This is a genomic window from Paenibacillus sp. 37, assembly GCF_008386395.1.
GTDB classification, from domain to species: Bacteria; Bacillota; Bacilli; order Paenibacillales; family Paenibacillaceae; genus Paenibacillus; species Paenibacillus amylolyticus_B.
The window spans coordinates 1,808,979-1,834,812 of record NZ_CP043761.1 but is presented as its reverse complement, the minus strand read 5'-3'; the positions used below and the strand labels follow the sequence as shown (position 1 = coordinate 1,834,812).

The 25,834-nt window shown below is 42.9% G+C and carries 37 protein-coding genes and 1 pseudogene; 3 read left to right on the top strand and 35 right to left on the bottom strand.

Annotated features, from left to right (window positions below):
* Nucleotides 1-90 precede the first annotated feature (90 nt).
* The 35 genes and pseudogenes from F0220_RS08325 to F0220_RS08160 form a co-directional block, all read right to left on the bottom strand.
* Nucleotides 91-771, bottom strand: coding sequence for a zinc dependent phospholipase C family protein (locus F0220_RS08325; RefSeq protein ID WP_105597871.1), 681 nt, complete (start codon nt 769-771; stop codon nt 91-93).
* A gap of 135 nt (nt 772-906) precedes the next feature.
* The gene (locus F0220_RS08320) at nt 907-1,686 is read right to left on the bottom strand and encodes a hypothetical protein (RefSeq protein WP_105597870.1); all 780 of its coding nucleotides are present in this window, start codon (nt 1,684-1,686) and stop codon (nt 907-909) included.
* A 107-nt stretch (nt 1,687-1,793) separates the two neighbouring features.
* Entirely contained in the window at nt 1,794-1,937 is a 144-nt protein-coding gene (locus F0220_RS32440; RefSeq protein WP_181155325.1) for a hypothetical protein, read from the bottom strand.
* 178 nt (nt 1,938-2,115) lie between these two features.
* Nucleotides 2,116-2,445: an HIT family protein gene (locus F0220_RS08315; RefSeq protein ID WP_181155324.1), complete on the bottom strand. Its 330-nt coding sequence runs from the start codon at nt 2,443-2,445 to the stop codon at nt 2,116-2,118.
* A gap of 42 nt (nt 2,446-2,487) precedes the next feature.
* Nucleotides 2,488-3,078, bottom strand: a complete 591-nt coding sequence (locus F0220_RS08310) for an HD domain-containing protein (protein WP_105597868.1) — start codon at nt 3,076-3,078, stop codon at nt 2,488-2,490.
* Nucleotides 3,079-3,108: 30 nt separating this feature from the next.
* Nucleotides 3,109-3,948 carry a GNAT family N-acetyltransferase gene (locus F0220_RS08305; protein WP_105597867.1) on the bottom strand — a complete coding sequence of 280 codons (840 nt, stop codon included), beginning with the start codon at nt 3,946-3,948 and terminating at the stop codon, nt 3,109-3,111.
* A 52-nt stretch (nt 3,949-4,000) separates the two neighbouring features.
* A complete protein-coding gene (locus F0220_RS08300) occupies nt 4,001-4,459 on the bottom strand; it encodes a phosphotransferase (RefSeq protein WP_105597866.1) in 459 nt (152 codons plus the stop codon).
* The gene (locus F0220_RS08295; RefSeq protein WP_105597865.1) at nt 4,456-4,992 is read right to left on the bottom strand and encodes an aminoglycoside phosphotransferase/kinase family protein; all 537 of its coding nucleotides are present in this window, start codon (nt 4,990-4,992) and stop codon (nt 4,456-4,458) included. The genes F0220_RS08300 and F0220_RS08295 overlap by 4 nt, the downstream gene beginning before the upstream one ends.
* Nucleotides 4,955-5,407 (bottom strand): GNAT family N-acetyltransferase, encoded by a 453-nt coding sequence (locus tag F0220_RS08290; RefSeq protein WP_223199895.1) that lies wholly within the window; start codon nt 5,405-5,407, stop codon nt 4,955-4,957. The genes F0220_RS08295 and F0220_RS08290 overlap by 38 nt, the downstream gene beginning before the upstream one ends.
* A gap of 40 nt (nt 5,408-5,447) precedes the next feature.
* A pseudogene (locus F0220_RS08285) lies at nt 5,448-6,342 on the bottom strand (PhzF family phenazine biosynthesis protein).
* Nucleotides 6,335-7,000, bottom strand: a complete 666-nt coding sequence (locus tag F0220_RS08280; protein WP_105597863.1) for a Type 1 glutamine amidotransferase-like domain-containing protein — start codon at nt 6,998-7,000, stop codon at nt 6,335-6,337. Before F0220_RS08280 ends, F0220_RS08285 begins: the two are co-directional and overlap by 8 nt.
* A 20-nt stretch (nt 7,001-7,020) precedes the next feature.
* On the bottom strand, nt 7,021-7,563 hold the full coding sequence (locus F0220_RS08275) for a GNAT family N-acetyltransferase (RefSeq protein WP_105597862.1): 543 nt from the start codon (nt 7,561-7,563) through the stop codon (nt 7,021-7,023).
* Between the two features lie 41 nt (nt 7,564-7,604).
* Nucleotides 7,605-7,979: a MerR family transcriptional regulator gene (locus F0220_RS08270; protein WP_105597861.1), complete on the bottom strand. Its 375-nt coding sequence runs from the start codon at nt 7,977-7,979 to the stop codon at nt 7,605-7,607.
* A 33-nt stretch (nt 7,980-8,012) separates the two neighbouring features.
* A complete protein-coding gene (locus F0220_RS08265) occupies nt 8,013-8,582 on the bottom strand; it encodes a histidine phosphatase family protein (RefSeq protein WP_105597860.1) in 570 nt (189 codons plus the stop codon).
* Nucleotides 8,583-8,596: 14 nt separating this feature from the next.
* Entirely contained in the window at nt 8,597-9,088 is a 492-nt protein-coding gene (locus tag F0220_RS08260; protein WP_105597859.1) for an NUDIX hydrolase, read from the bottom strand.
* Complete coding sequence (locus tag F0220_RS08255; protein ID WP_105597858.1) at nt 9,085-9,270, bottom strand: hypothetical protein; 186 nt, start codon at nt 9,268-9,270, stop codon at nt 9,085-9,087. The genes F0220_RS08260 and F0220_RS08255 overlap by 4 nt, the downstream gene beginning before the upstream one ends.
* Nucleotides 9,271-9,308: 38 nt before the next feature.
* Nucleotides 9,309-10,025 (bottom strand): P-loop NTPase family protein, encoded by a 717-nt coding sequence (locus tag F0220_RS08250; protein WP_258170215.1) that lies wholly within the window; start codon nt 10,023-10,025, stop codon nt 9,309-9,311.
* Between the two features lie 185 nt (nt 10,026-10,210).
* Entirely contained in the window at nt 10,211-10,723 is a 513-nt protein-coding gene (locus tag F0220_RS08245; RefSeq protein ID WP_146118046.1) for a hypothetical protein, read from the bottom strand.
* 280 nt (nt 10,724-11,003) lie between these two features.
* Nucleotides 11,004-11,351, bottom strand: a complete 348-nt coding sequence (locus tag F0220_RS08240) for a hypothetical protein (RefSeq protein ID WP_105597856.1) — start codon at nt 11,349-11,351, stop codon at nt 11,004-11,006.
* Nucleotides 11,341-11,682, bottom strand: coding sequence for a hypothetical protein (locus tag F0220_RS08235; RefSeq protein ID WP_223199894.1), 342 nt, complete (start codon nt 11,680-11,682; stop codon nt 11,341-11,343). Before F0220_RS08235 ends, F0220_RS08240 begins: the two co-directional genes overlap by 11 nt.
* Before the next feature lie 104 nt (nt 11,683-11,786).
* On the bottom strand, nt 11,787-12,185 hold the full coding sequence (locus tag F0220_RS08230) for a hypothetical protein (RefSeq protein ID WP_105597854.1): 399 nt from the start codon (nt 12,183-12,185) through the stop codon (nt 11,787-11,789).
* 15 nt (nt 12,186-12,200) lie between these two features.
* Nucleotides 12,201-12,611: a hypothetical protein gene (locus tag F0220_RS08225; protein WP_091015019.1), complete on the bottom strand. Its 411-nt coding sequence runs from the start codon at nt 12,609-12,611 to the stop codon at nt 12,201-12,203.
* Nucleotides 12,608-13,054 (bottom strand): LytTR family DNA-binding domain-containing protein, encoded by a 447-nt coding sequence (locus tag F0220_RS08220; protein ID WP_105597853.1) that lies wholly within the window; start codon nt 13,052-13,054, stop codon nt 12,608-12,610. The genes F0220_RS08225 and F0220_RS08220 overlap by 4 nt, the downstream gene beginning before the upstream one ends.
* 205 nt (nt 13,055-13,259) lie before the next feature.
* Nucleotides 13,260-13,766: a hypothetical protein gene (locus F0220_RS08215; protein ID WP_091015022.1), complete on the bottom strand. Its 507-nt coding sequence runs from the start codon at nt 13,764-13,766 to the stop codon at nt 13,260-13,262.
* Nucleotides 13,767-13,791: 25 nt separating this feature from the next.
* Nucleotides 13,792-14,295, bottom strand: coding sequence for a DUF4188 domain-containing protein (locus tag F0220_RS08210; RefSeq protein ID WP_105597852.1), 504 nt, complete (start codon nt 14,293-14,295; stop codon nt 13,792-13,794).
* Between the two features lie 33 nt (nt 14,296-14,328).
* The gene (locus tag F0220_RS08205; protein WP_105597851.1) at nt 14,329-14,781 is read right to left on the bottom strand and encodes a hypothetical protein; all 453 of its coding nucleotides are present in this window, start codon (nt 14,779-14,781) and stop codon (nt 14,329-14,331) included.
* Between the two features lie 179 nt (nt 14,782-14,960).
* The gene (locus F0220_RS08200; RefSeq protein ID WP_105597850.1) at nt 14,961-15,629 is read right to left on the bottom strand and encodes a hypothetical protein; all 669 of its coding nucleotides are present in this window, start codon (nt 15,627-15,629) and stop codon (nt 14,961-14,963) included.
* Between the two features lie 46 nt (nt 15,630-15,675).
* Nucleotides 15,676-16,140, bottom strand: a complete 465-nt coding sequence (locus F0220_RS08195) for an NUDIX domain-containing protein (RefSeq protein WP_105597849.1) — start codon at nt 16,138-16,140, stop codon at nt 15,676-15,678.
* A gap of 72 nt (nt 16,141-16,212) precedes the next feature.
* Nucleotides 16,213-16,695, bottom strand: a complete 483-nt coding sequence (locus tag F0220_RS08190; RefSeq protein WP_105597848.1) for a hypothetical protein — start codon at nt 16,693-16,695, stop codon at nt 16,213-16,215.
* 200 nt (nt 16,696-16,895) lie between these two features.
* A complete protein-coding gene (locus F0220_RS08185) occupies nt 16,896-19,607 on the bottom strand; it encodes a YDG domain-containing protein (protein ID WP_181155322.1) in 2,712 nt (903 codons plus the stop codon).
* 307 nt (nt 19,608-19,914) lie between these two features.
* Nucleotides 19,915-20,277, bottom strand: coding sequence for a hypothetical protein (locus F0220_RS08180; protein ID WP_146117059.1), 363 nt, complete (start codon nt 20,275-20,277; stop codon nt 19,915-19,917).
* 76 nt (nt 20,278-20,353) lie between these two features.
* Nucleotides 20,354-20,872, bottom strand: coding sequence for a GNAT family N-acetyltransferase (locus F0220_RS08175; protein WP_223199893.1), 519 nt, complete (start codon nt 20,870-20,872; stop codon nt 20,354-20,356).
* A 194-nt stretch (nt 20,873-21,066) separates the two neighbouring features.
* Nucleotides 21,067-21,303 (bottom strand): hypothetical protein, encoded by a 237-nt coding sequence (locus tag F0220_RS08170; protein ID WP_105597845.1) that lies wholly within the window; start codon nt 21,301-21,303, stop codon nt 21,067-21,069.
* 33 nt (nt 21,304-21,336) lie between these two features.
* Nucleotides 21,337-21,825, bottom strand: a complete 489-nt coding sequence (locus F0220_RS08165; RefSeq protein ID WP_105597844.1) for a cysteine hydrolase family protein — start codon at nt 21,823-21,825, stop codon at nt 21,337-21,339.
* Between the two features lie 49 nt (nt 21,826-21,874).
* Nucleotides 21,875-22,585 (bottom strand): AAA family ATPase, encoded by a 711-nt coding sequence (locus F0220_RS08160; protein WP_105597843.1) that lies wholly within the window; start codon nt 22,583-22,585, stop codon nt 21,875-21,877.
* Between the two features lie 296 nt (nt 22,586-22,881).
* Between F0220_RS08160 and F0220_RS08155 the strand changes: the two genes are divergently transcribed.
* Genes F0220_RS08155 through F0220_RS08145 form a run of 3 tightly spaced genes read left to right on the top strand, consistent with a single transcriptional unit; the run spans nt 22,882 to nt 25,757 of the window.
* Nucleotides 22,882-23,766, top strand: a complete 885-nt coding sequence (locus tag F0220_RS08155; RefSeq protein WP_223199892.1) for a PRD domain-containing protein — start codon at nt 22,882-22,884, stop codon at nt 23,764-23,766.
* A complete protein-coding gene (locus F0220_RS08150; RefSeq protein WP_374954384.1) occupies nt 23,766-24,269 on the top strand; it encodes a PTS sugar transporter subunit IIA in 504 nt (167 codons plus the stop codon). Before F0220_RS08155 ends, F0220_RS08150 begins: the two co-directional genes overlap by 1 nt.
* A gap of 30 nt (nt 24,270-24,299) precedes the next feature.
* A complete protein-coding gene (locus F0220_RS08145) occupies nt 24,300-25,757 on the top strand; it encodes a PTS transporter subunit EIIC (RefSeq protein WP_091015043.1) in 1,458 nt (485 codons plus the stop codon).
* Nucleotides 25,758-25,834: the final 77 nt, after the last annotated feature.

The window sequence follows — 25,834 nt, the reverse complement described above, 5'->3', positions numbered from 1 at the left end:
CCTGACTTAGTATTAATAAACTAGTAATGAGTAGAGAAGTAATAAATACAGTATATAATGAAATGACTCAACTTCACTAACCATCTATATTCATATCAAGTTACGTAACTCCGGGTCCCATGAAGACAACATAGCGATCAGTCGCTCTACGGTCTCTTCCACAAATACCTGAACTCTCTCACCCGTGATGAACTCAGGAGTAATTCCCGGTTCTTCCCCATTAAGAAAAGAAAACGTGTGGTCCCGCCAGCGTACAATCTCATCGGCAGTTAAACGATCCGTCATGTTATAACCCAGTGAACTGTTGAGCACCCGCCATACCTCTTCGCTCCAACTTGTACCTCGATAGAGATTGAAATCAATCTGGTCCGTCTCCTGATAGTATAAACGCGCCAGCTCTTCTTTGGATCTACTCGTGTCTATGGGCAAGTCTGCCTTGTTGACCCGTTCGACGAATTCAGGATGCACACTCCGGAACCAGTAATAGTCTGTCATCACATGCATAAAGTACCCACGAACAAACCACTTCCATCCTTCATCGGTACGTTGTTTTATATAAGATGAGTAGAGTTCCTTGAGTCGTCCAGTGTAATCTCCTTCATCCTTTGGATTGAAATGGGTGTACTCCTTATCATCTCTGGTTGTACCTTCACGCATATGTATGGAATCCGGGGCGATATTCCCCAGATAGAATGAACCTCGGTCAGCCTGCATTTGCAGCGAGTCTGCAATCCGATTAGCAATATTGAGATGAACCATAGGTAACGGCATAGCGATGATCTCCTTTTATCGGGAAGTATTCTACTATACTTAGAAAAAGAAACGACATAATCTACTAGGTAACGTACAGATGGCTAGATTAGTAAGACTTCACTCTGCTCCAGCTTTTACACCGTAGATGCGTGATTATCCCTGAATTCTCTCCACTTGCATTCGATCAAACAGCTGCTCCAGATCCGTATGGTACTCCGGGTGCTCCTTCATAAGCAGACTAATATATTCCGATCCACATTCATAGAATACTAGACGATTAAACGGAGCAGTATCTCCAAAATGATTGCTTTCCTGCCCAAATTTTGCCCGAATCAGATTCTCAATATAACGCGCGTAACCCTCGTTCCACTCCAACCAGCTCCAATACTCGGCTTGTTCTTCATTTAATGAAGTAAACAGCGCCTTTCTAGCTGTCTGTACTTGTGTCAGGTCTTTACTCTTCAAAGCAGATAACAATGAGTTAATCCGTTCCACAACGACTTCATCTTCATACGGAAACTCATAATCCAGTTCCCATGTTACGCGCTTCAGTTGGTCCATTTTATGCTTAATCTGGAGACGGTTAACGATCCGCTCATCATATTTCTCATATACATAGCAATGAACATATTCATGGAATAGATAGACTTTCTGCTCCAGATCTTTGAACGTTGCATCCGTTACGATCGCACACATTCGTCCGTTCATATGATGCACCGGCATTGCGGCAAGGCACTCATCTGGAATATATAAATCGTCCGGCACCGTTTTTATCCACTCATATTGCTGTGTCTTGGACGAATAATCATAGATATATAATAAAGCTTCATAGGCTACAACCACTGGATAATGTTCTGCAAACAAAGGATGTATGCTAACCAAGTCCTTCTGAAGCTCGTTTAACTCGTTAATTTGCTCTAAAAAAGCATCCATGTCATTAACCCTCTCTTTACTGGATTGATGCGTTAATCATACTAGAATAGAAAAGATAAAACACTGAGAGAAAAATGATAATTCTGTTCGAGTATGAGATGGTAAAGTTAAAAACGCTCTCCGCGTTTTTCATACAGATAGATATCCAGTGCCTGAATCCCACGTCGGGCTAGCTTAATAAACAGGATCAGCGCATACACACCGAGTCCATATAACAACACATTAATCAACATTAGAAACATTGTAATCATAATTGTTATTCCTCCTATGAACCTATTAAATTATCATTTCCTATTCTAGCATATTTTTCCTCAGTTAACTTTTATGGTGGATGTAAAGGTTATTCGGTGTGCTTATTGATTCAAAACCAAAAAAACTTCCACATCCGTATGCGAAAGGTGGAAGTTTTATAATCCGGCATACATTTTTCTAAGTTCGTTCACCACTGACTATATGCCAATGTTGATGCTTCGAGTCCTGATAACTGCCCAGGTTAGTTATAATCTTTGATGAGCCTGTCTGAGCTAACATGTCAGCAGCTACTTTTTTAATGACCCGCATCATTTCAATAAGCAGCTCATCATTATTCTCTTCCTCTTCTGAAATGAAGGACTGAATATGTATCTTGGGAATTACAACAATGTGATGCTTGTAGTATGGCCGAGTGTGATGATAAGCCATAACGTTCTTTGTTTCCCTCACAACTTTGACTTGCGTTTTACCACTTAACACCTCATCACAATAAAAGTCCTGCGTCATTATACTCCTCCATCTTCGAAATGCATACGTTAAAACGTATCCTTATGATTTGGTCAAGATTCCCTGATCCACGGATTTCTGAATAAGCTGCTGCACATACTCCCACAATGTTTCGGAACCGTTCGCAATCTCACGGTTTCTGTTTAACACCTGATCACTTGTAATGTTATATTTCTGCCATGTATCTCCCTCATTCTGATGGTTGTGGATAATAGGCTGCAATCGATCAAGAGAGGAGGCAAATTGCGCTTCAGGCGTCTGTTTTGCTTCAAATTCCAACCATAACTGGAGTAGTTCTTCAGCCTGTCCCTTAGGCAACATACCAAACAGCCGATGAGCTGCTTTGAGTTCACGATCATATTTATCCGTGTGTGCCACCGTATCGTAAGCGAATGTATCTCCGGCATCGATCTCAACCAGATCATGAACGAGAAGCATCTTAATGACTTTGAGCATATCCACATCCTTGTTGGCATGACTCTGCAAAACCAAGGCCATCATCGCCAGATGCCAGGAATGCTCTGCATCATTTTCAAGTCTATCACCATGCATAATTCTCGTCTTTCGTTCAATCGTTTTGAGTTTATCAATCTCAATGAGAAATTGAATCTGATCCTGTAATGAGTCGCTCACAACATATCCTCCTTCATATCTGATCTCCCATCAAATAGAGAGGTCATACCAGTAAACTCTATAGTTAAAATCCAGTGACATCCCCACACCCTGTGCAAGACGAATGGAGCCCACATTGTCCGGTGAACAATCCCAATACGGATGTATGCCTACACGACCGCATTCTTCCACAAAAGCTTTTGCCACCATCGCACCATAATTCCTTCTTCTGTAGACTTCAACCGTTTCAATATCAACCGCATGTGTCTGATCTGCGATAAATGCCGAAAGGCAAACACTCGCGATATCATCGTTATGCACTATAACGTAGCCAAATCCATGTTGTAAAAAATCATCTCTTGTCGTCCAAAAGTGAGAGATTTTATCTTTCAGGAATGGAGAATTGTTATATCTTTTCTCTCCTAATAGTACTTGATCTATCCTGAGAATTCTGACTTCCTCGTCCTGTGAAGCACATATGTCGAGAGGTACTTGCTGACTTATCGAATTTGGATTCAACTTGAATACATGCTGAATATCACTGGAGATATCTCTTTTCCCGGAGATATGTTGAAGGACATCTTCCCAAGCTTCATCCACCACACCAATTTCCACAGCATGAATATGTAAGTTCAATAATTCAGGTTCAATACGTTCCCGCATGTACTCTTTCAATTCATTCAGAAAGGGTTCACTTCGAGAATCTCCGATCAACTGAAAACCAGATTGTCCATGTATCCAAATTAATGCTGCTGTGATATTCTCTGCATCATCGACATAGATCCGTCCCGGGTTCAAGCCAGACGACACCGCCTTGACTTCAATATTCTGACACGAATCCGTGAGATGTTTTACTTTGTGAAACTCCTGTTTATTAATCTCGGTGATCATAGGATCATTCCTCCTAAAACGACAGCTCAGGAATTATTTATCTAACGTGTAATCAGATCAAGTATCTATTAAGCAACTCTTGAATGCTAAGATTATGCTTTTCCAGCCAATTCATGTTCCTCTCAAACTGTTCAATCATAAACGTGAAGTTGTGTTCAATCGTTGCTCCGGCATAATGCTGACCAATATAGAAATGAAGTACTGCTATATAATAGATTTTTGTAAGTAAAGGGAGATAACCGAACTCAAGCACTGAATGCTTGCGTTCACGACCATACCCCTGAATAAAGGACTCAATCATTTCCATTGATCCTTGGGATTCCTGAACCACATGGTTAAAGCTAATTGTGAATTCCATAAACGCAGCATCCATACCCATAAAATCAAAATCCAGTACGCATGTGATCTTCTCATTTTCAGCGAGCAAATTATAAATCAACAAATCATGATGAACCAACTGTTGTGGTAATATCTCTAACTGCAGATTAGAACTCTTAATTTCTGTGATCATTTTCTGATAAAAGGTAGATTTTCATAAAAAACCTTAATCGATTGACGATTAGCTAACGGATGAATTTCGTACACTTTAGTAAATGAACTCCCCCTGCAAACTTGCTTGCCTATTGGGAACCCTTGCATTCGTGTCGAAAACTCACCCACCAGCTGCCCAAACTTCTTAGATTTGTCTACGCTAGACAATTGGGGTACAGTACCTTCCAAAAAGCTAGTAATAGACGCAAGCGTCCCGTCTTCTAATAATAAATAGTTTTGTCCGTCTATAGCCCTGTGAAAGAGTGGGACCTGAAACGAAGAAGGCGTACTTTCAAGGAAAGCCGCCACTTCACATTCAAGTTCAATACCATCGATCGTTTTGAGATGTCTGTTATAGATACGAACAATAAACCTCTGTCCATGTATTTCAAGAATCTTGGTAGTATTCGTCAGACCAAATGGAACAACTCCCAAGGTATACTCGGTATCTTCGAAATAATGAGAAATGATTCTATCAAATCTTATATTCGTAGATTCTCGTCTCTTCATCATCAAGCAGGTATCCTTTACCGATATAGGCCCAGTTATTTTTCTCATAATAATCGGTCAGATCAGTACATAAATACAGCTTGTCATACCCTTTTGTTTTCACCTCATTCAATGCATGGTTCTGGAGTTGTCCACCCAGGTTTCGGCCCCGATATTCTGGATCAACATGAAGACACGCAAACCAGGGAAAGAGATCCTGCCTGCTATTCAGATCACTTCGTAACAAAGCATACCCACCGATAATTCGGTCTCCGTCCAGCATCACATAAAACCTTGGTACATCACTATCTGTCTCCACAGAACGCTCTATACAATCCCGATAGAACTGGAAGCTTGATTCCGAACCCCATTGTTTCCAGAAATACTGCACTGCTTCTTGCAGCACGTCCGGCTTCTGCCGAATATCAAAAATTTGCAAAATGTTAATCTCCCTTCGCGCTTTTTACTTTCGTATAGGATCAGGTGTCCAATTCAACATTCAGTTCACGCACAAATACAGCTGTCCCCTTTATTCTGACATCCATATCCTCACCATCCCGAATCACACTCACTTGAACCTTTCCATCTCTTCCAATCTCATGGCCCTTGCTCTACCACAAACTGTACCTCATCAATCTCCGGTTTCACATAGGTTAAATAATAAGCCCCCATCACCCCGGAGGCTGTTCCAGTCACTGGATCTTCCGTCGTACCTGAGTAAGGTGATGAAAAATGTCTGGCATGCATCATCGCATCGGAATCACGGGTTTCGAAACCAAAGGGATGTAGGGAAGCTTTGGGATTCTCAATTAAAATTCCTGGGAACAGGGAAGAATCCGGTTTCATTTTCATAAAAGAGTTCAATTCACGAATCGGGATTAATAACGTCCAGGTTCCCGTACTTCCATAAACGATTGGCGTAGAAAGGTCAACATCATCCAAAGTGAGGTTTATGGCGCTCACCAGCTTCTGGATATCACCCTGGAACGGTATAAACTGCGGCTGATCCTGTTTCATTTCCATGTAAATGGTGCCGGCATTGTGCTCAAATCGTATAGGTAATATGCCTACATTGGTTTCAATCGTGATTAACTCTTTGTCACTCAACATATCACGCGTCTTTAAACCATACAGTGATGCCATTGTCGCATGACCACACAGATTAATCTCATGACCCGGTGTAAAATAACGTAATCTGACGTCAGCTACTTCAGAGTTCAACACAAATACTGTTTCATTAAAACCAACCTTATAAGCGATCTGCTGCATTTCCGTCTCACTTAAATGATCCCCATCAAAAACCACTCCTGCCGGGTTACCTTGGCCGGGAACTGTGGAGAAAGCATCATAATGATAGACCTTAATATTACTCATCACTTGACCCACTTTCTTTGCCATCTACGAGACGCACATTTCCATATAACTCTACGCTTTCACCATCAACTACAACCCCGCCTCCATCTTGGCACGCATAAACCGCTGTACGGTGAACATGAGTATATTCTCTTAATGCATTTAGTTTATCTTCCGAACCGTCCCAATGCGGTGCAAACTCAAAATTAACGAGTTCCAGTGCTTTCATATCTTTCAGATCTACTTCGTTTTCATCAGCATCTTCCCCATACCCCGCTATCTCTATCGTAGGTGTCGTCAGAATACTTCCTGCGCTGACCCCGATCAGCATGCCGCCACTCTTCACATAGGAACGTAGTAAACCAAGCACATTTCTCTTCTGTAATAAACTTAGAAAATAAAACGTATTTCCGCCGGATAGATGAATTGCATCACACTCGAATATGGAACCAAATGTGCTCTCCTCGTACTCCAGATCAAAATCATAATATTGAATATTATCTATTCCTATTTGATTATAGTAACGTCCAGTGTGTTCAAAATACCTTCGTTCCGGGTCGGAACATGAAGGAATATAGCCGATGGAAGGCTGTTCACTGTGGAATAAGCTTAGTATCCTCTGATTTAGCTTATCGTTAGATTCGAATACCAAATCACTTAGCAGAACCAACGTCGTCATCTGATTTCCTCCCGTACCTATTAGACTTGCTTAAACTCTTTATCCAAAATCGAGAAAAAATACTGGTCGGTCCACTGATTGTTCCACCATAGTTCTTCCTGGAAGACGGCCTCCCGTGACATACCCACATGCTGCATCAATGCGGCTGAGGGAACGTTTTGTGAATTGCACATGCCAACGACCTTATGAGCTTGTAACTCTTGAAATGCAAATTGTAGCAAAAGTCGGGTAGCTTCACTCCCGTATCCTCTACCTGCGTATTCCGAAAGTACAGCGAATCCAAGTTCCCAGCTTTTTCGGTGATCCACATAACTCCACATCTGAACGATACCAATGGGTGTATCCTCTGGATCATTCATGCGCCGTATAACGAAATCATAAGCATACGGTTTCTCATCTGCGACAGCAAAATGGCTGCGATAGTCCTCACGAACCTTTTCCTCGTCGGTTTCAACAGTTTCCTCAAAGCTCCATATGCTTTTGTCACATTCAAGTTGACCTATGAAGTTGAGGTCCTGCTCTGTGACTGTTGTTATTCTTACCTTCTCTCCCACGAATTCCATGTGGCTTCATCTCCTTTGGAGTATGCCATCGTTCCCATAGACTACTGCATCTGCCCATTAATATATCTTCTGTGACTTGCAGATGCTTCCTGAACCCACAAATCCAACTCCACTCTACTAACAAAAAATTGATCCTGAACCTTAATGAACGGAAACATCCTCCCATCAAAGAAACCTGATACGGTAAAGCTCCCTTGTCCCGCCTTAATAATACTCATCACCTGTTCTTCAGTCATACTCAGATACTCGGCAGTTTCTTGCATCGTTAACAACGCTTTTTCGGTCGGCACTTCTTGCTCAGCTGCCTGAGTCAGTTCACTATTTCTCTCCTGAGTCGTTAACAATATGCAGCCAATAATAAACGAGATACCCAAAATGAAACTGGCTATAAGTATAGAGAACGGAACAGATTTCATGTAATCCCTCCCTGCCAAAAAACAGATTAATCGTTAAACGTTTCGATTTGTGTACTGCCCTGCTTCACCAAGAAAATCACTTTTGGTTATCCCTTGTTCTCCGAGTAACATCCTGTAGTTCGATATCGTACCATCATGTGAAATGATAAACGTATTGCCGCTCTGTTGCCTGCACCACTCAAGAAGCTTTTCAGCTAATATCTGGAACCGATCTGCATCCATCTGATTAATACATTCTTCCCAACAATCCATCCCCAGCTCAACGAATCTTTTGTCACTATACTGATGGCTGAGCTCTTCCTTGGAATAGATCTGATCACAGACGAAAGGAACAAACTCTGGATTCTGAGGAAACATTCTTGGGCCAACCAGTGGGCTGAAGAACACAAGATTTTTGTTAGTGGTTAGGAGTTGTGCTGTTTCAATAGTACGTTTCGTTGGACTAACCAAAATGACGTCTTCAGGCGCAAAAACGACTTGTTTACGCAACGCTATGACCTGAATTTTTCCCAATTCAGTGAGGCCAGGATGCAGACAATCTAATTGGTTAGGGTAGTCCATCAAGTGTTCACCATGACCATGACGAATAAATGTAATGTCCATAGGCACCTATTCCTCTATTTCTGAATGAAGTGTTTGATGCCTTTTGCATCAAGAAGGTTACTCAGTTCCTTTTTCAAAAACACAGGATATACTTCCATCTGCTCTAGTTCGTCCAAGGAAAACCATTGGAAAATTAACTTACCGTTATCTTCTAAACCTTTGAATTCAGTTTCACTATATAGCTTATGGGCTTCCGGCAATGTGATGAGATAATAAAAGCCAACTTCATGATACTTCAGGCCATCATATTCAAAGAAATCTTCACTAACATATGCGAGCCTTTGCGCTCTTACATGAACACCCAGTTCCTCCATCATCTCTCGCACAATAGCCGCTTCTGTTGTCTCGTTTAATTTCACCCGACCTCCGGGCAGATTCCAGAAAGCATCCTGTTCAGTCGTATGCAAAAGAACTCTTCCCGCATCCATCACAATACCTGCCACACGGAAGTTGAATTTGTTGTTATTTTGGTCATACGATACATTATTGTTATCTGCAGTGGTCATCTCGCTGACCATCCATCAGCAAATCCGTCCATAAACCCGTTAATGAACGAAGGAATAATAAGTACGAGCAATAGAACAAAACTGGCAATGCCCCATCTAAGAATTACTTTCCGTTTACTTCGAACACCTATAATAATTAAGATTGCGGTTGTTGCAATTAAGGCTACTCCATAAAATGTCATAAAACTAACCTCCGGTATGTATTCGTATTTCATTAAGGTTACTGCAAAATCTTTTCTAACTTGTGCCTACAAGCCTCGCGGTCATAATCCGAATTATCCAGCCATACCTTATCCATTTGAAGTAACTCATAGATTTCAGACTCCAGCTTCTTTCTTTCCTGCAAAACCTGTACCGTACCCTTAACACCCTGATAACCCTGTGCCTGCCCCAAACCCTGGTTCGTATAATAATGAATGAATCCCTCTGACCATTCTTTGGGTCTTTCACTAACCGCCTTATCAAAGGTATAGGATATATCCTTCTGGTCGATATAAATGAGAAGCGGATTCAAAGCATGAATGATACGACCTAGTTCCAATACATACTGCACATTCTGCTCTTTGGATTGATTGCATTTTACAAGACCCATGGTTAGTGGATTCTGGATAAAACAACACTCAAATATCGTGATGTAGTCATCATTCGTGCTTAACACGTTTTGGGTGAAATCATGCCACTTCTCGGTGATCAGCTTCACATTTTGCTCAAAAGGAATTTCGTAAATATCTCGGTTGAAAATATCCTGTACAATGTGATCGGGAAGCTCTATTCCCCATTGTTCTCTCATCTTACGATAAGGAATCAGGTATCCTTGATCATGAGCAATTGCATGGCTTTTCAGAATCTCTGTGTATTCTTCATGCGTTTTCAATAAGGACTCGAAGTCTCCAGCATCATAAAAAGCAACACCTTCGTAATCAGCAGGGTGATCCAGGTTCCCTTCTTGAAATAGTTGTACCTCCTTGCCTTGTTCTATAAAATTTCGGATACCATTTGGGCAATTGTTGACTTGCCTGAACCCGGTAATCCTTCAATAAGTACTAAGCGTCTAGCCATTATTACATCATCCTTTATTTTGTGCGATGACATGGATTTTCCATGTATCTATCCGCTATTTTATTAATCAATATCTGCAATAACCCATTGCGCAGAATCGCCATCTTCTTTCTTTTTCCAAAACACCATCGTATTGATATATTCCTTATCGTTCTCTCTTAGTTCAGTAATCGTTACAGCTACCTGGAAGAGTTTCTTTTGCTCTTGAATGAGAATATCGCTTATGGAAGTAATCTTTCGAATTTTGTATCTTCCCATGCCCGATATAGGAGACTGTGGATCAAAAAGATTCATATATCGCTTTTCATCCTCTTCGTATAAATAACGCATACGGGCATTCATAAGTTTGACGATTTCCAATTGGTCCCCGGTATAGTTTGTTTCATCGAGATACTCTGGTGGGATGTCTTCCTTCTCTTGAAGTGTCGATATTTCTTCATTCTGTTGTACCTCTTTTTCTGTGACACTTTGAGCCGAGGAATCTAATGATTGTTGTCCATCTTCAGTGTTTTCCTGGTTCTGACAGGCCATTAGAAGTAGAAATAATAATGAAACTACAGTTAACTTTTTCATCATCAACCCTCCATTTAATCATGGATAACACTCCCCTGGTAAAGATCTTAAATGCCTTTTATTTAAAAAAGAGACTTCCTATGTATGTAAAATTTTCTCTCAAGGTACATCATAACCCATAATGTGGAATTTGCGAATAAACGAAGTTAACCATCTCTGTTTCTATCGTATTTCGCGCAAAAAACCACACTTCTCTGCACGAGTTACATCATGCAAAGCGCGTGGTTATCAGCAGAACTTTCTTTTAACTTTTGTAACTTGTAACTGTCCACAATCAATCTACCTATTTATTAAATAGCATATTCATTATGCCGACCGCTTCAATCTGGATCTCTTTTCCTTCATGATCCAAGAAAAGATAACTATATGTTGAAAAGATCCCCCTATGCTGTATATGTCCAGCTTTATATTGAAACGTCTTTTCCGCACCGTCGATCGTCTGCGTAAACATCCTGCCTTCATTCACATTATACGAAGAATGGATATCATGTTCACTTGCGAGCCATGCAACAAATTTCTCTTCGTTTGGATTGGTCATGACCAGGATAATGAACAGAACAACCAACACAACCATGCCCGTTCTTAGTCCTACGCCCTTCTTGCTACCATGCTGCGTGTGCTCATGTTTCATCCTGTTCACCCGTTTCTTGGACTGAAATCTGTACGTTCTTCGCCAAAACCCAACCACTCAGTCCATACGAAGATGAGATCACCATGTACTTGTATTTCTCCTCGATCAGCCGGATTTGCAATTCGTCATAGGAATCATAACTGACAGGCCAGCCTTGACCTTTCCCCGATTCCAATAACTCACGATTATATGGGATAAAATGTTCTAGATCCCACTCATCCAGATCCAAAATAATGCTGCCATGCAGCGGTGTATCAAACGCATGGGCCATAACACCAGAGAATAAAACATCCATATTTTTCGGCACATCATGATTTGAACGAGTACGCATCCTGATTCTTTCGTTCTCTAAATCCACTTCGTAGCTTAATATGATGTTGTCATGCAAGCTTGGCATACTCCCCCTCCTTCCAAATGTCCGTTAGCTCGTTATTCTCAAACACCATAATATCGTTTATAGTTCGAGACCCATTCCGCTTTGGAGAAATCAACAAAATCATACGGCTCGCAATGTCTAAGGTACAGCAACTCCTCTTGCGCCTGTTCCCCGTCCATCTTTTCCAGGTAAAACAATGTCTCTTCATACCCTGCACCACATAATAACTGCACATCAATATAACTGCTCGTATCCTGATTCTTCTGTTTGGCTTGCCAGATCAGCGTGGTGTCCTCTACATTTCCAATACAGAATAACATGATGCACAACAGTCTCAGAACCTCGTTATTCTCTGACTTTCGGTTCTCAATCTCTTGCTGAAGCAGCTGCCGGATGGCCTCCCGGTGTACCTCATCAGGTTCCACCCCGTACAACTGCAACATTTCTTCCTCGTTCATATTTGTTCCCCTTACCTACTTGAGAATGTTGTTTAACTCTTCCGCTTTTTTCTTGCTATCCATTCTAGCATAAAAATAAAAAGCGATGATGTGCAGCACGATAGATAATAACCACATGCCGGGGAACCAGGGAGCGATGAACTGGAACATGTCTACCGAGAATAACCATACCATCGCCATACCTCCTGCAATATTGAATGTGGACGAGATGACGATATTCCATACCGGTTTTAACGTAAAATGGTTCCATAGTAGGTTATACATCATTCCAAACACTATAGCAGCAATGAAAGCAATACCCGCTATGTTCCATAAATAGGACATCTGAATGGGCAGTTCACCAAAGAATATGGTTGCCAAGAGCGTGACCCATAGCGTCATTATGGTGAATACTTGAAAAAAAGAATGTCTAAGTTGAGTAATCATGATAATTTCCCCCTAAAGTTTTTAATATAAAATCGGCTGACAAAGTAACTGGAGCGATCGCTCAGGTCTACCTTAATTCGGGCATGGTCTGTTGCAGAGAATGCGGTGATGTACCGTGTATTGATGATCGTTTGATTATTAATTTTCACAAAATGAACGTCATCCAGATCCTCTTCTACAAATTTCAGACGTTTATTAAGCAAATATCTCTCACCTGAGATCACCCGGACACAGCACATCCGATCCTCTGATTCAAAGGCAACCACCGAGCTCAATTGGATCTGCATATTGCGATTATTCTTGGCATGGATGACCGTTAATTGAGTTTCTGATTCGCAGATCGCCTGCTGAATACGGTCCCACTTCGACTTCTCCACCGGATGAGTAGTTACCTTGGCTACTTTTTGCTCTATTGCTGGATCCTCTTCAAAAATGATTTTCACGTGTTGCCCTCCTCTCACAACTCATATTACAAGCATAGTTACGACAATCCCACTGTATTGCGTTTTGTTGCAGGATTTCGCAAGTTTGTTGCATCATCATTGCATAGATACGAAAAAGAACCACTCCATGGGAGCAGTTCTTCTATGTATTCATCCAACACATTCAAGGCATGAGCTGTTCATTTTAATTTTCAAGGTACCTACCTTAACCCTGCTTTATCTCCAGATACATCTCCTGATTTTGTAGGATCATTTCGTTCATGTGTGTAATAGCTTCTTCTGCCACAGTCTGATAAGTAGCATATAATGCCTCTGTTCTCTGAAGCAAGATCGGGTCCTTCTCCAGATCTGTTGGAAGCACCTCACGCCACGCTTCATCCACTCTATTGTGGTCCGTAATCAGGCATTCGATCTGATCCAGTACATTCACCATCTCATCTAAATGAAAAAAGCGCATCCCATTTTTTATTCCATTCCAACTTTTGATCTCAATGATATTATATGCCGAAAACCAATAAAATTCTGCCAGACTCTTCGTGTGATTGTGATAAGAATAGAACAAAAATAAAGCTTGTTGCCCCTCATGTAACTGTCGGTATATCTCTGTTTTGGCGGCCATATCTCTGCCCCGTACGGAAACAAGCATCGGTTCAATACATAACCAGCTTAATTGCTTGGAATATATATCTTCTGGTCGAAGTCTAGCCTTCATAACATGCTCCTCTCTATTCACTAATTTAAGGATTCTCTGGTGTATCCACCGCCGGGTCATTCTCTCCGCCCATTCTGCGTCTGGATGTCTCCATCTTGCCTGTCGAAGGCACATGGTCAGACGCTTTAGCTAATCCGAATTCGGGCATATTGACATATATGGTCTCGAAGGAACCCGACTGAGCCTTGTATGTTTCATGATAAATTCCTACTGTTCCGTCAGTACCAATGGAGCGGTTGAATTTTTTCCAAGCTTCCAAGTGTAATCCGCCCCGTGCGTATTTCTCCAATTCATCGTAAGAGCGCCAGTATTGTAGTAACGTCACCCCGCGCCAGCTAATAAAATACTCTGTACTCAGAAATCCGGTCTCCGGATTCATATACAGCTCTTTAATCATCGGGCCCATGGACTGTAGAACAGGCAGCCATTTATGTATAGCCCACAGACGATTAATCCTCATTCCGATGATAAAAACAACAAACTCTCCCTCAATCTGAGCTGAATATCTTCCTTTATGTATGTTCGGCATGTCACTTCTCCTTCTCGTCAAAAACATTCGATTTCATCGGATCTGGACGATCCTTTCTATCCGCTCATAGGCATTCAGAGGGAAATCAAAACTCCACCGTTTGTGATATTCCTCCGGTCCTATTTCCTTCATTTTGCTTAGTTCTCTGTAGAACAGCTTGGTCAACTTGACCAAGGTTAACTCCTCGGACATGAGTAAACGGCCCTCTGTGACGGCTTCCGTGCTAAAATTATCACTCATCTCATACACCATGAATTGAACCATCGTCTGTGATCGTTTCTTGATCCAGAATCGATACTCTCCAGGTTCGGTCTGCATGGTAATGGTTACCTCCGTGGCTCCCTTATGCAATGCAACGAATTGACGTGCTATATCCTCAACCGCATCCGACAAAAAAGATACTGGAATCTCAATCTGTTCTCCTTGATCAGGTTGAACCAGGATATCCAGCCACCCGTGCGGCTCAAGGGTCATAACAATGTCCATAGCCGTCCTCCTTGATGTGATTCTATGCTGCAGAATTAACTGAAGACCTTACCCCTTATTACAGTTAATGTGTCAGATAGTGAATCCATGCCCCGATATCCTTACCAAAGCCATAAACCAAATTTAACACAACGATAGACAATATAAATGCCGCACACTTGGGATATTTTTTCATCAGATCAGATAGTTCTATTATTGTTTTTTGCATGATCTACTACCCTTTCACCTAAGACTTCATACACATTCCAATTCGTATACAATTGTTTTAGCGCTAATCCTGTTGTATGTATGAACTCTTCCATAGCTTCCATGGATATAATATTGAAGTCACCCAAAGGTTCGTTATCAGGGTTAGTTAAAAACTCAAGTTTCTTTCCTCTATACTGGTACACCTCAGACTCCAGCAATCCACCTAAACCAAATGCTTTCCCCACGTTCAGCTCACTTAACCATTCATGGGCCCCGTTCCAATTCTGTAAAATCATAAACTCCAGCTTCTTAACATCCTGTGTATACACACTTCTTCCATTGGGGTGAACTTCATACGCAGGGTAGATATCGAATGTCCACACGCGATCCGTATAGATGTGGGCGATGTAACCGCACAGATATTGCAGAAATTTGGGATCACTATAAACTAACTGTTTGTTTGACTCAAAAAAGGCTCCAAGTTCTTCGTCTGTTGCGAACCTTCCTGCCTCTGGCATGAGGTGAGTTTTTGCCTTTTCGGTACGAAGATTGGTTCTTACATGGATGGAATCTGGAGCGAGGCTTCCCAATAACAATTCAGGAGATGGCTTGGACATCACTTCCGAAGCAATTGCAAAATGAACCATAGGCCAAGGCAATATAAAAACTCCTTTCGATATCATGTAAACTACTGTATTAACGCTATCACTCGCGTAATAGTTTAGACTCTCCTTGCTTCAAATCTACAAATATAGGCTTCTGAACATTGTTTATTGTGGAAATATCAATCTCATCAAGATATCTGAAAACAAGCTGTAATGATTCCTTTTGTTCATCTTCAAATAAAAGAGTTACTTGATCATCACAGAGTTTCCCCTCCAACTCCGCAATAACGTCAAATAAAAACATTACAAAAACTACTTCATTTCCATCCGGATACGTATAGTGCATCCTCTCGCCCGTATAGATGGAGGACAATTCATAAGAGCTCACTTCAAGCCCTGTTTCCTCTTTCACTTCTCTAATCATAGTTTCTTCGATTCGTTCACCTGGCTCCATACCCCCACCGGGTAATCCCCAATCTCCATAATCTGATCTCTTTTGCAGCAGAACTCTCCCCATATGATCTCGAATAATAGCTCCACCCGTAACGACAATACGACTAGTCATTACTCTTGCCCCTCTCTGTTGGGTTTCTTCAACAGCTCACAATTTCAATCAGGGAACTCTACGATTAATTCTTCATATCCCAAAATGCACAATGCATTTCCCATTTATCTCAGCACGCTTTGCCATGTTCGCAAGCTTATGTAATTCGTTGATTAATTCAACTTTGTTGTACACGAGTTTCTCGTAGTAGCTCCTCTGTTCTTCTTCATCAAAACAGTAACTCCCTGTTAGAACAATCGGATCTGTCGCATGGCCGAATAGATCAATCCAGACCTGAATCAGTTGATGAAACTTCAACAAAGCATCCTGCTCTTCAATAACGGTTATTCCATAGTTGTTCAGTCCACTAGATCTCATACAGGTAGATGGATTCCATGTGTCCAACCAGCGAAGGAAATCATAGATGTATGCAATGAATTCGTCTTCCAAGGTCGCATGATCCTCTCTTGTTAACCCACTTTTATGTATCATGCCATGAGAATCCCATGAGTAAGAATTATGGATATTCCCGCTTACTAGCGATTTGTTTTCAATCACAAAATGATGCTTCGGCATACCTACATATCTCCCCCTTACACGTCGCTCCCATAGACTCCTCTTAATTCATCATAACCCATGTATTGGTAAATGCGAAGTTGTTTTGAATCGAAAAAAATCAAAAAGTCTCCACAGTCTTATTCGACAGTGGAGACTCTATTTGCTTCTACACTTTCATTAGAAAAGTCACTAATGAAAATGGTCTTCATACATAAACATTAAGGTGTAGTAGTAATCTCCCCCGTACCCACAACTTGAGTTGCTGGGGCAATATAATTTCCTGCATCAAGCCCTGTAAGAGTATACTTAATTGTTATTACTTTACTGGTACCAACTGCTGCATTATTGTATGTCGCTACAGCATTTACTTGTACGTCATCCCCAGAGATCACGTTAGTTAATGCACCTGCCGTTACATTTGCTGCAAGAGTTCCGTCATACACTTTGGAGAGTATTAATGTCGGAGACGTGATCATCAATTGCTTTGCAGTGATCACACCTGTATTCACATCGATACGGGATGGCGGTAAATAGTTTCGTGCATCATTACCCGATAAAATATACGATACGGTTATCTTCTTATTTGTTCCTACATTTTCATTATCATAGACTCCTGAAGCACTTACCGTTACGTCATCCCCTGGACAAATTCCACTACCTGGACAAGCCCCTTCTCTAGAACCCGCTAGTGCAGTTGTTGCTAAGGTTCCATCATACACTTTGGAAGTGGTGATCAGATCTATAATCGTTCCCGTATCCACACTAAATTGTACGTATACAGTGTGGTTCGTATTATTAACTGGAGCAATATATTTGCCACTATCCACACCAGCTATTGTATAAACCACAGTTAATGGTCTAGCTTCCTGAGTTGATAATGTATCATATACCGCCTCTGCACTCACAGTCACATCCTCACCTGGAACTACCCCAACTAAGGAACCTGCAGATACGTCTATCGATGAATCTCCATCTGCCTTCTCAATAACAGTCAACATCGGCTCGCCGATTGTCAATTGTGCGGCTGTAATGGCCCCTGTCTGGATTGTATAGTTTGCAGGAGCAATATATTTGGCTGCATCTGCTCCGCCTAAAGTATAAACTACAGTGATTGTTTTACCGGTACCTATTGTTGCATCATTGTAGGTGGCTGCTGCACTTACAGTTACACGGTCTCCAGCAGCAACTCCGGTTAGTGAATCTGCTATCACTGTAGCCGAAGACGTTCCATCGTACATTTTCTCGGTTGAGAGTACTGGAGTCGAAACGGTTAACTGATTTGTACCAATAACGATCTCTGCAGAAGCCATCGATATATTGTTCGCGAGATCAACGGCATATACGACATACCTACCTGAGGCTAAGCCTGTTGTACTAATTGTCGTAGCTACGTTTGCTGTCACAGATTGCTTCTTGCCTGACAATCCTGCAACGGATTGATTTAGATCTGTAAGTGTTTTCGGTGTTGTGGAAGGAACCAGATACACATATCCACTTTCATTGCTTCTACCCACCACAGGATCCCCAGCTGCAATATGACCACTAGTTACATTGGACAATGTAGGAGCAATTGTATCCGTTCCACCAGTGGATGGTGAAGTCGAAGGAGCAGTTGGAGTAGCTGGGGTCACTGTATGTGTGACTTTACCCAACAGTCGAATTGTAGTTTCAAAAGTCGTACCACCTTTAGCAACGGAACTCAGCGTCACCTTTTCAATAGTACCCGTGCCTGAAATCTTAGCGACTGCATCTAAGAAGAGGTTTACAATCGTTGCATCCGTGCCTAAGTTAAGTGTCGTCCCCGTTGCTGTAACTGCTACGATAACATCCTTAATACGGCCTTCAGAAATATCCACCTGACCCCCGCTGCCTTTAACGGTTAAGGAATCAAATGTTCCTTTCAAACCTACTTTTGAACCAGCAGGTAACCGCTCGGATAACGTAATCTTGCCGAAGCCATTCCCCGTAGTATCCGTTTCTTGTAGCGTAGCAGGGGATTGAATGGTTACTTCTCCTAATGTCGTTGAACCTTCTACAATAATGAGAACGGGTCCTTTTTTCTTATCAACAATAAGGGTAGATGTTACGGTATTTTTGAAATAGATGGTACTAACGCCCCCACCCTCTACCCGTGTCACACCTTTAATCGTAACATTCGTAAGGTGCACATCTCCTTCTTGGATACCTTCACTAAATAATAGGTTCCCTTTGATGATCATATTCTTCAATGTAACCCCAGCCGCGCTAATGAGCACATCCCCATCAATGGTCTGCGTTCCCGACTCAGGGCCATATGTTCCAGCTAAGCTGTAATCCGTTGCTCTTGCATTCACTGAACGATCCAGCGCAACGACTGCTTCAGCACGAGTGATCGGTTTATTCGGATTGAAGTTATTATCATAGCCCTGTAAAATCCCTTTAGCCACTATAGCATCTACCGAATTTTTAGCCCATAAGGCTATCATATTGGAATCCGTAAAGTGATTTCCAGTACTAGTTTCATTCGATAGATCCAGAAGAACATCGATAATAACTGCAACTTCTTGTCTACTAATGGGTTTATTGGCACCGATTGTACCGTCCCTATAACCCTTTATGTATCCAGCTTTCACAGCTTTGGAAACCTCAGCATATGCCCAGTTAGATGAAGTAACATCCTTGAAGGATACAGATGATGTATCAGTAAATCCATATGAACGATTAACCAATGAGAAAAATTCTGCTCTTGTTATAGTATTGTTCGGTTTAAAGCTGCCGTCTTCATAACCATGAATAAAACCTTTGTCGATCCATTTCGTAATTTGGCTTTCTGCCCAGTTTCCCTCGATGTCTGATGCCGAAGAATCAGCAGCACCAAATACTACATTAAACGATGAAAACAACATAACTGTAATCAATAGAGTGGTGACAAGCTTTTTAGCACAATTCATGATATTATTCCTCTCACTCATAGTATGATTACTGGATCTTATTCGTCTCAACTTATCACAAAGATCAGCAATAGTATACATAAAATACTGACCATGGAATATGGCTGCAAAACCCAGTCTGTTAAAGAGTTTACAGCCCAACTTTCGGTGTATACAGTATACATTTTTTTCTGCTCCTCCCTAACACAATCAGAACTGAAATATAACAAAAAAAGGACACCTCATTGTCGCATCCATAGGTATCCTCGTTTATTAAATTAGGTAGTAAACTAAAGTGCTGGATCGCTAGTTTCCTTAATTCTCACATTCATAAAATCCTTCTTCTAATCAGGAACTCTGCCCCTTCCTCACGATACATCTCTATCCATTCATTGGTCACATGATCATGTCTCAGTATTCCCATATAATCTGTTCCAGGTTTCTTTGGTCTATAATCTGAATCCACCGTGTAGATATTGAAGTGCACCTCATCTTCGTCCTCTGATATATCCGTATGATCGAAAAGTGAAATCACTTCATCTTTATCGAGAAACCTAAATGGAGATGCCTGACGCTCTATAATATAAAAAGGAAATGTGATGTTCTCTATCTGAATGAATTCCTGGAACGCCTTAAGCTCATCAGGTATGAGATCCATGTACTGTCTAGCTACCTCTTCTGCCTGAAACACACCAGAAATCCACTTCCAATTCCCCTTGGTTGCTATGATAATAAACAAACGAATCACCTTCTAATTTAAATAGGATCTATCTCTTTCCACGCACAAAAGTCTGAGACAAAATCCGGTGGCTGCCAGCGATGTTGTCAATCTCAATGTTATATTCAGACTCGGTATATTCAATCTGATGTTGCTCATAATACTTTTTCCAGAACGAAACTGCTGCTGCATTGTTAGCGAGTTGTCCTACTTTGAATCTACCCTGAAACTGAGCAAAAACCAAGTCGACCGCTTGTGCTGCCAGTCCCTGTCCACGATACTTTTTGACCAGGAACAGCTCCTGCACGGTATAATCCACATCTTCTGGCACATATGGAGGTGAACACACCAGGACGAATCCAATAATCTTTCCTTCATACTGAATCAAAAACGGATGTAATTCATCGCGTTCCAGATAGAGATAGGTGTTCGTTGGATCATATTTCCCCTCTTTAAGTAGATCCTCGCCAGAAAATTCAGACAGATCATATAAGTACAAGTTGTACAGGTTGAGAAACAATTCCTTTTGTTCTGCCAAAATACTCTTAATTTGTACGTTCATCTTCATTGCACATCTCCCTTAGTTAATGAGTTAGTTAGTGATCAATACATAACCTTTCCGATGTTCACAGCACGTTTGCTGTGCCCTGTTCTCAATATATCCTTTCAACCACAACAGATATAGGCAAAGTTTGGTTTAATCCATAGAGTAAACTTAACTTTCACAGTGGACATGAACATTTATGCATAAAAATAGACCCTTTACAGGGTCCGGTTGGTGCTCTTGTCTTTATTTTTCACCAAGTATCCACTAGCAAGTGCAGCCGGAGCGATAAAAGGTAGAAACGCCATCCAATCCAGGAAGAGGAGTATAGGAACGAAAATAAATATTACACTGATATACATCATGACTGGCGATTTTTTCTTCAATCCCTGAACGCCGAAGGCAACGCCTGCCAATGAGATCACAAATACAAAAGCAATGTGAAGCACGTTCATCACCATCACCTCCATTTTGGATATAACCGACACTTAATGGATTAGATAATCAACCACAGGATATGAGATCACATTGCGATCTCTGTACGTTGAAATCACCGCTTCGTGATGGGTGCTTAGAATTCCATTTTGCAACATCACCGGACGGAAACCTCGCTCCATCGCACCGTTGTAGGTGAATAGAACACATTCCTCTGCGGCAAACCCGGCAATAATCACCAATTCAATTCCGTGACTCTTCAACACCTGCTCCAGATTAGTCTGCCAGAAAGCGTTGGAAGCTTCTTTGGTAACTGTGATATCCTTCTCATTCACATCTACCTCGGGAATAATACGATATTCTTCCGGTGGTGTCTCCTCCATGCCCTCCACATCCTGCACGTGAATGACCACATGATCATTCGAGCGCAGCACGTTAGCTACATGGTTAATGTACTCGCAAGCATGGTCTATCGAGCTCTGATCCATCTTTTTCCGCACAATACTCTCTTGCATATCAATGATTATGAATCCTACTTTCATCCAATCTCTCCTCATAAAATGTAGTATTAAACTTGTATCACATCTCAACTTAGTCTTTAAATAATTCATTCAGCATCCGGTCGCGGTTCTCCAGAAAACTGCGGGTAATCTGGTAGTGATCGGTATCCTCATAGACTACCTCTTGAATATGGTTATCGTCAAAACTTAAAATCTCCGCCCCCGGATACCCGAGCAGAATAGGTGAGTGCGTCGCAATAATGAACTGCGAAGTGCCTGACAGATCATGAAGAATCCGCAATAAAGAGAGCTGCCTAGCTGGGGACAATGCGGCTTCGGGCTCGTCGAGCAGATAGATGCCTTTGGAACTAAAGCGGTTGACGAACAGACTGAGAAAAGACTCCCCATGTGATTGTTCATGTAATGAACGCCCGCCATAATACGGAAGCGATTCCGGCATCTCGTCGACATGTGATGCGAATTGATAGAACGATTCAGAGCGCATGAAGAAACCATTCGTTATTTTGGGCAACCAGGCCAGCCTGAGATAATTCCCGAGCGAGGATTCCGAAGCATGTGTCTCATAGGTATTATTCCTGCCACCCCCTGCGGTATTGAAGCCACATTGATGTGCGATGCCTTCCAGCAGCGTAGATTTCCCTGAACCATTTTCACCTACAAAAAAAGTAACGTTATTTGTGATCTCCAATCGTTCCAAGGACCGGATCGCGGGGATGTCAAAAGGATATTGGTCCCTATTCTCGATCTTGGCCGACAGGAGTTCCACACTTCGAAGATACATAGGCATACTCCTATTCATGTTAGATTTGGCTCCAACTACGGCAGGTACCTTTTCGTTTACACATTCCCTATATTAAACGACGAACAGTTGGATGACAAAATTATGGTTGACGGTGGCAGATCAGCTTTATATTATGTAGGAAGAACGTTCTGATGAAAACATAAAATGAATTGGCGTGTTACCACCCCAGAGGGCATGAGCCAAGAAGCGAACATGAGACTATACTCGCTTCTTGGCTCTTTTTGCGTTCCGGAGCCATGAAAGCGTTAACTTTAGAAATGAGGAGGCGGTGAACCGTGAGTAAAGGAATGATTTTGCAGGTGGAGCGGGTCGTTGGCAGTAATATTGTTCTGGCCCGGTCGCACCAGAATACCAAGGAGTACGTACTGATCGGCAAAGGGTTGGGATTTGCGTTCAAGGTGGAAAGCACCGTTCAGGCCGATGATCCGCGGATTGAAAAAAGGTTCCGGCTGGAAGACCGGGAGGAGTGGGGGCAGGCGCAGGAGCTGATGAGGGACTTGGACCCCAATGTCATCGACATCTCTGACCGAATTATCCGTCTCATCGCTGATCAGTTTCCCGGCAAGCTGAATGACAAGATCTACCTTGCTCTTCCGAGTCATATTCAGTTCACCTTATATCGTATCCGCAATGGGATGGAGATTCTGAATCCTTTTCTTACGGAGACAAAGCTCAGTTTTCCGAAAGAATTCGAAATCGCCTTGGAAGCGGCGGCCATGATCGGAGAGGCCTTTGGCGTAGAGGTACCGGAGGATGAGGCCGGGTTCCTGACATACCATGTGTACTCCTCCGTAAATCACGTCCCTGTCGGACAGTTGGTTAAGGTATCCAATGTGATCAGCAAACTTCAGTCGATTATTGAAGAGGAGGGTGGTGTTCGCTTTGATCAGAGCAGCCTTAGCCAGGCAAGACTCATGATACACCTGCGCTTCTCCATGGAACGCCTGTATCAGCAGCCGATGACGGCTCCCACCTTCGCACAATATGTGAAAAATGAATATACGTCCGAATACCAGCTGGCCAGAAAACTGAGCGCTGTAATGGCCGAGGATTTGGGTACAGAAGTGCCTGAGGAAGAAACGGCTTTTCTCGCAATGCATTTATACCGGCTTTTTCAAACCCATGCCAAAACCAACAACAGAAAGGACAACACACAATGATCTGGAAATGGAAAAACAACAAATCTGCCAAAACATCTGAAACAATATCCGTCGCATCCCCGCTCACCGGAACCTGCGTCAGTTTGGAAGAAGTGCCTGACGAAGCGTTCGCGCAAGGACTTATGGGACCGGGAGTCGCAATGATTCCCCAAGAAGGCAGGCTGGTCGCCCCTATCGACGGCACTGTGGTGCACCTGATCAAATCGCACCATGCCGTAATGATTGAGCATGCTTCCGGGCTGCAGCTGCTGCTGCATATCGGTATGAATACTGTCAGCCTGAAAGGACAGGGCTTCACCCCCCAAGTGCAGGCCGGGGATCAAGTCACTATCGGTCAGACTCTGATTGAATTTGACCTGAATGCGATTGCTTCCGCCGGTTATCCGGTCATCACCCCTGTCATCGTTGCGAATGCGGCTGAACAGCCGTGGGAGTCACACCCGGAGTATGGCAGCGTAGAAGCAGGCATGGGAACGATCATGAAAGTCAGCTTGTCCAAATAACCTAAATCAAAAAAAGAAAGGAAGAACAATATGCTGAAATCACTGCAAAAGCTGGGAAAATCCCTGATGCTTCCTGTAGCAACCCTGCCTGCGGCAGGTATTCTTCAAGGCCTCGGTCTTCTTAATTACGAAAAGGACATTCCACTCGGTCCCGTGATCGGGGGATTTCTTAATCAGTATGTAGTTCCATTCCTGAATGAGGGAGCGGGGGCGATCTTCGGCAACCTTGCGCTCATCTTCGCCATTGGGGTGGCAATCGGACTGGCGGGGGATGCGGTCGCCGCGCTTTCCGCCCTGATCGCTTATATGGTACTGACGCGGATTCTGGGAGCCGTTCCAGGTGTATTCGGCTATATTCCTGACGATGTCAAGCTGGATATGGGCGTATTGGGCGGGATATTTGCCGGACTGCTTGCAGCCTATATGTATAAAAAATATCATAATATCAAGCTTCCTGACTGGCTCGGCTTCTTCTCCGGCAAACGCTTTGTGCCGATGGTCACCGCCGGCTCCATGCTGGTGTTGGCCATCCTGTTCGGCATGGTCTGGAGCCCGATTCAGGATGCCATCGGCGCTTTCGGCGCCTGGATTGTAGGTTTTGGCGGCGTTGGCTCCATGGTGTTTATGATCGCCAACCGCCTACTCATCCCGCTCGGTCTGCATCATGTCCTCAACTCCATCGCCTGGTTCCAGATCGGAGATTATACCAATGCAGCCGGGGAAGTCGTGCACGGCGACCTGACCCGCTTCTTCAACGGAGACCCTACGGCAGGCATGTTCATGTCTGGCTTCTTCCCGATTATGATGTTCGCTCTTCCGGCGGCGGCGCTAGCCTTGATTCATACAGCCCGGCCTGAAAAGCGCAAAATGGTCGCTTCGATCTTTATCGGCGCAGCGGTGGCTTCGTTCTTAACGGGTATTACCGAGCCGCTCGAGTTCTCCTTTATGTTCGCGGCGCCTCTACTATATGTGGTTCACGCTATTCTTACCGGTGCGGCGGCCCTAATCATGTACCTGCTGAATGTTAAGCTGGGCTTCGCCTTCTCTGCAGGTCTAATCGATTACCTCGTGAACATGAAGCTGTCGACCAATCCGCTGCTCATGATCCCGGTCGGACTCGCATTTGCGGTCGTCTATTATTTCCTGTTCCGGTTCATGATTATCAAGTTCAACCTGAAAACGCCGGGGCGCGAGGATGACGCTTATGATGCCGATGCCCCCACTAATGCTTCCGCCGTGGCAGCGGCGTCTGCCGACACCAAGGCTGGCAAAGTGCTCGCCGAGATTGGGGGAACAGATAATATCGAGAGCATTGACGCCTGCATCACTCGCCTCCGGCTAGTTGTCAGGGACGACAAAGCCGTCAACGATCAGGCGCTCAAACAGCTCGGCGCTTCCGGCGTCATGAGGCTCGGTGGTGGAGCTGTGCAGGTCATCTTCGGCACTCAGTCCGAAATCCTGAAGGATGAGATTAAGAAGCTGATGTAACCCTCGTCCTCCTGTGAGTTTAAAAGGCCGAGAACAAGGGTATGCTTCCCCCTATTCTCGACCTTTTTTGTTAACCA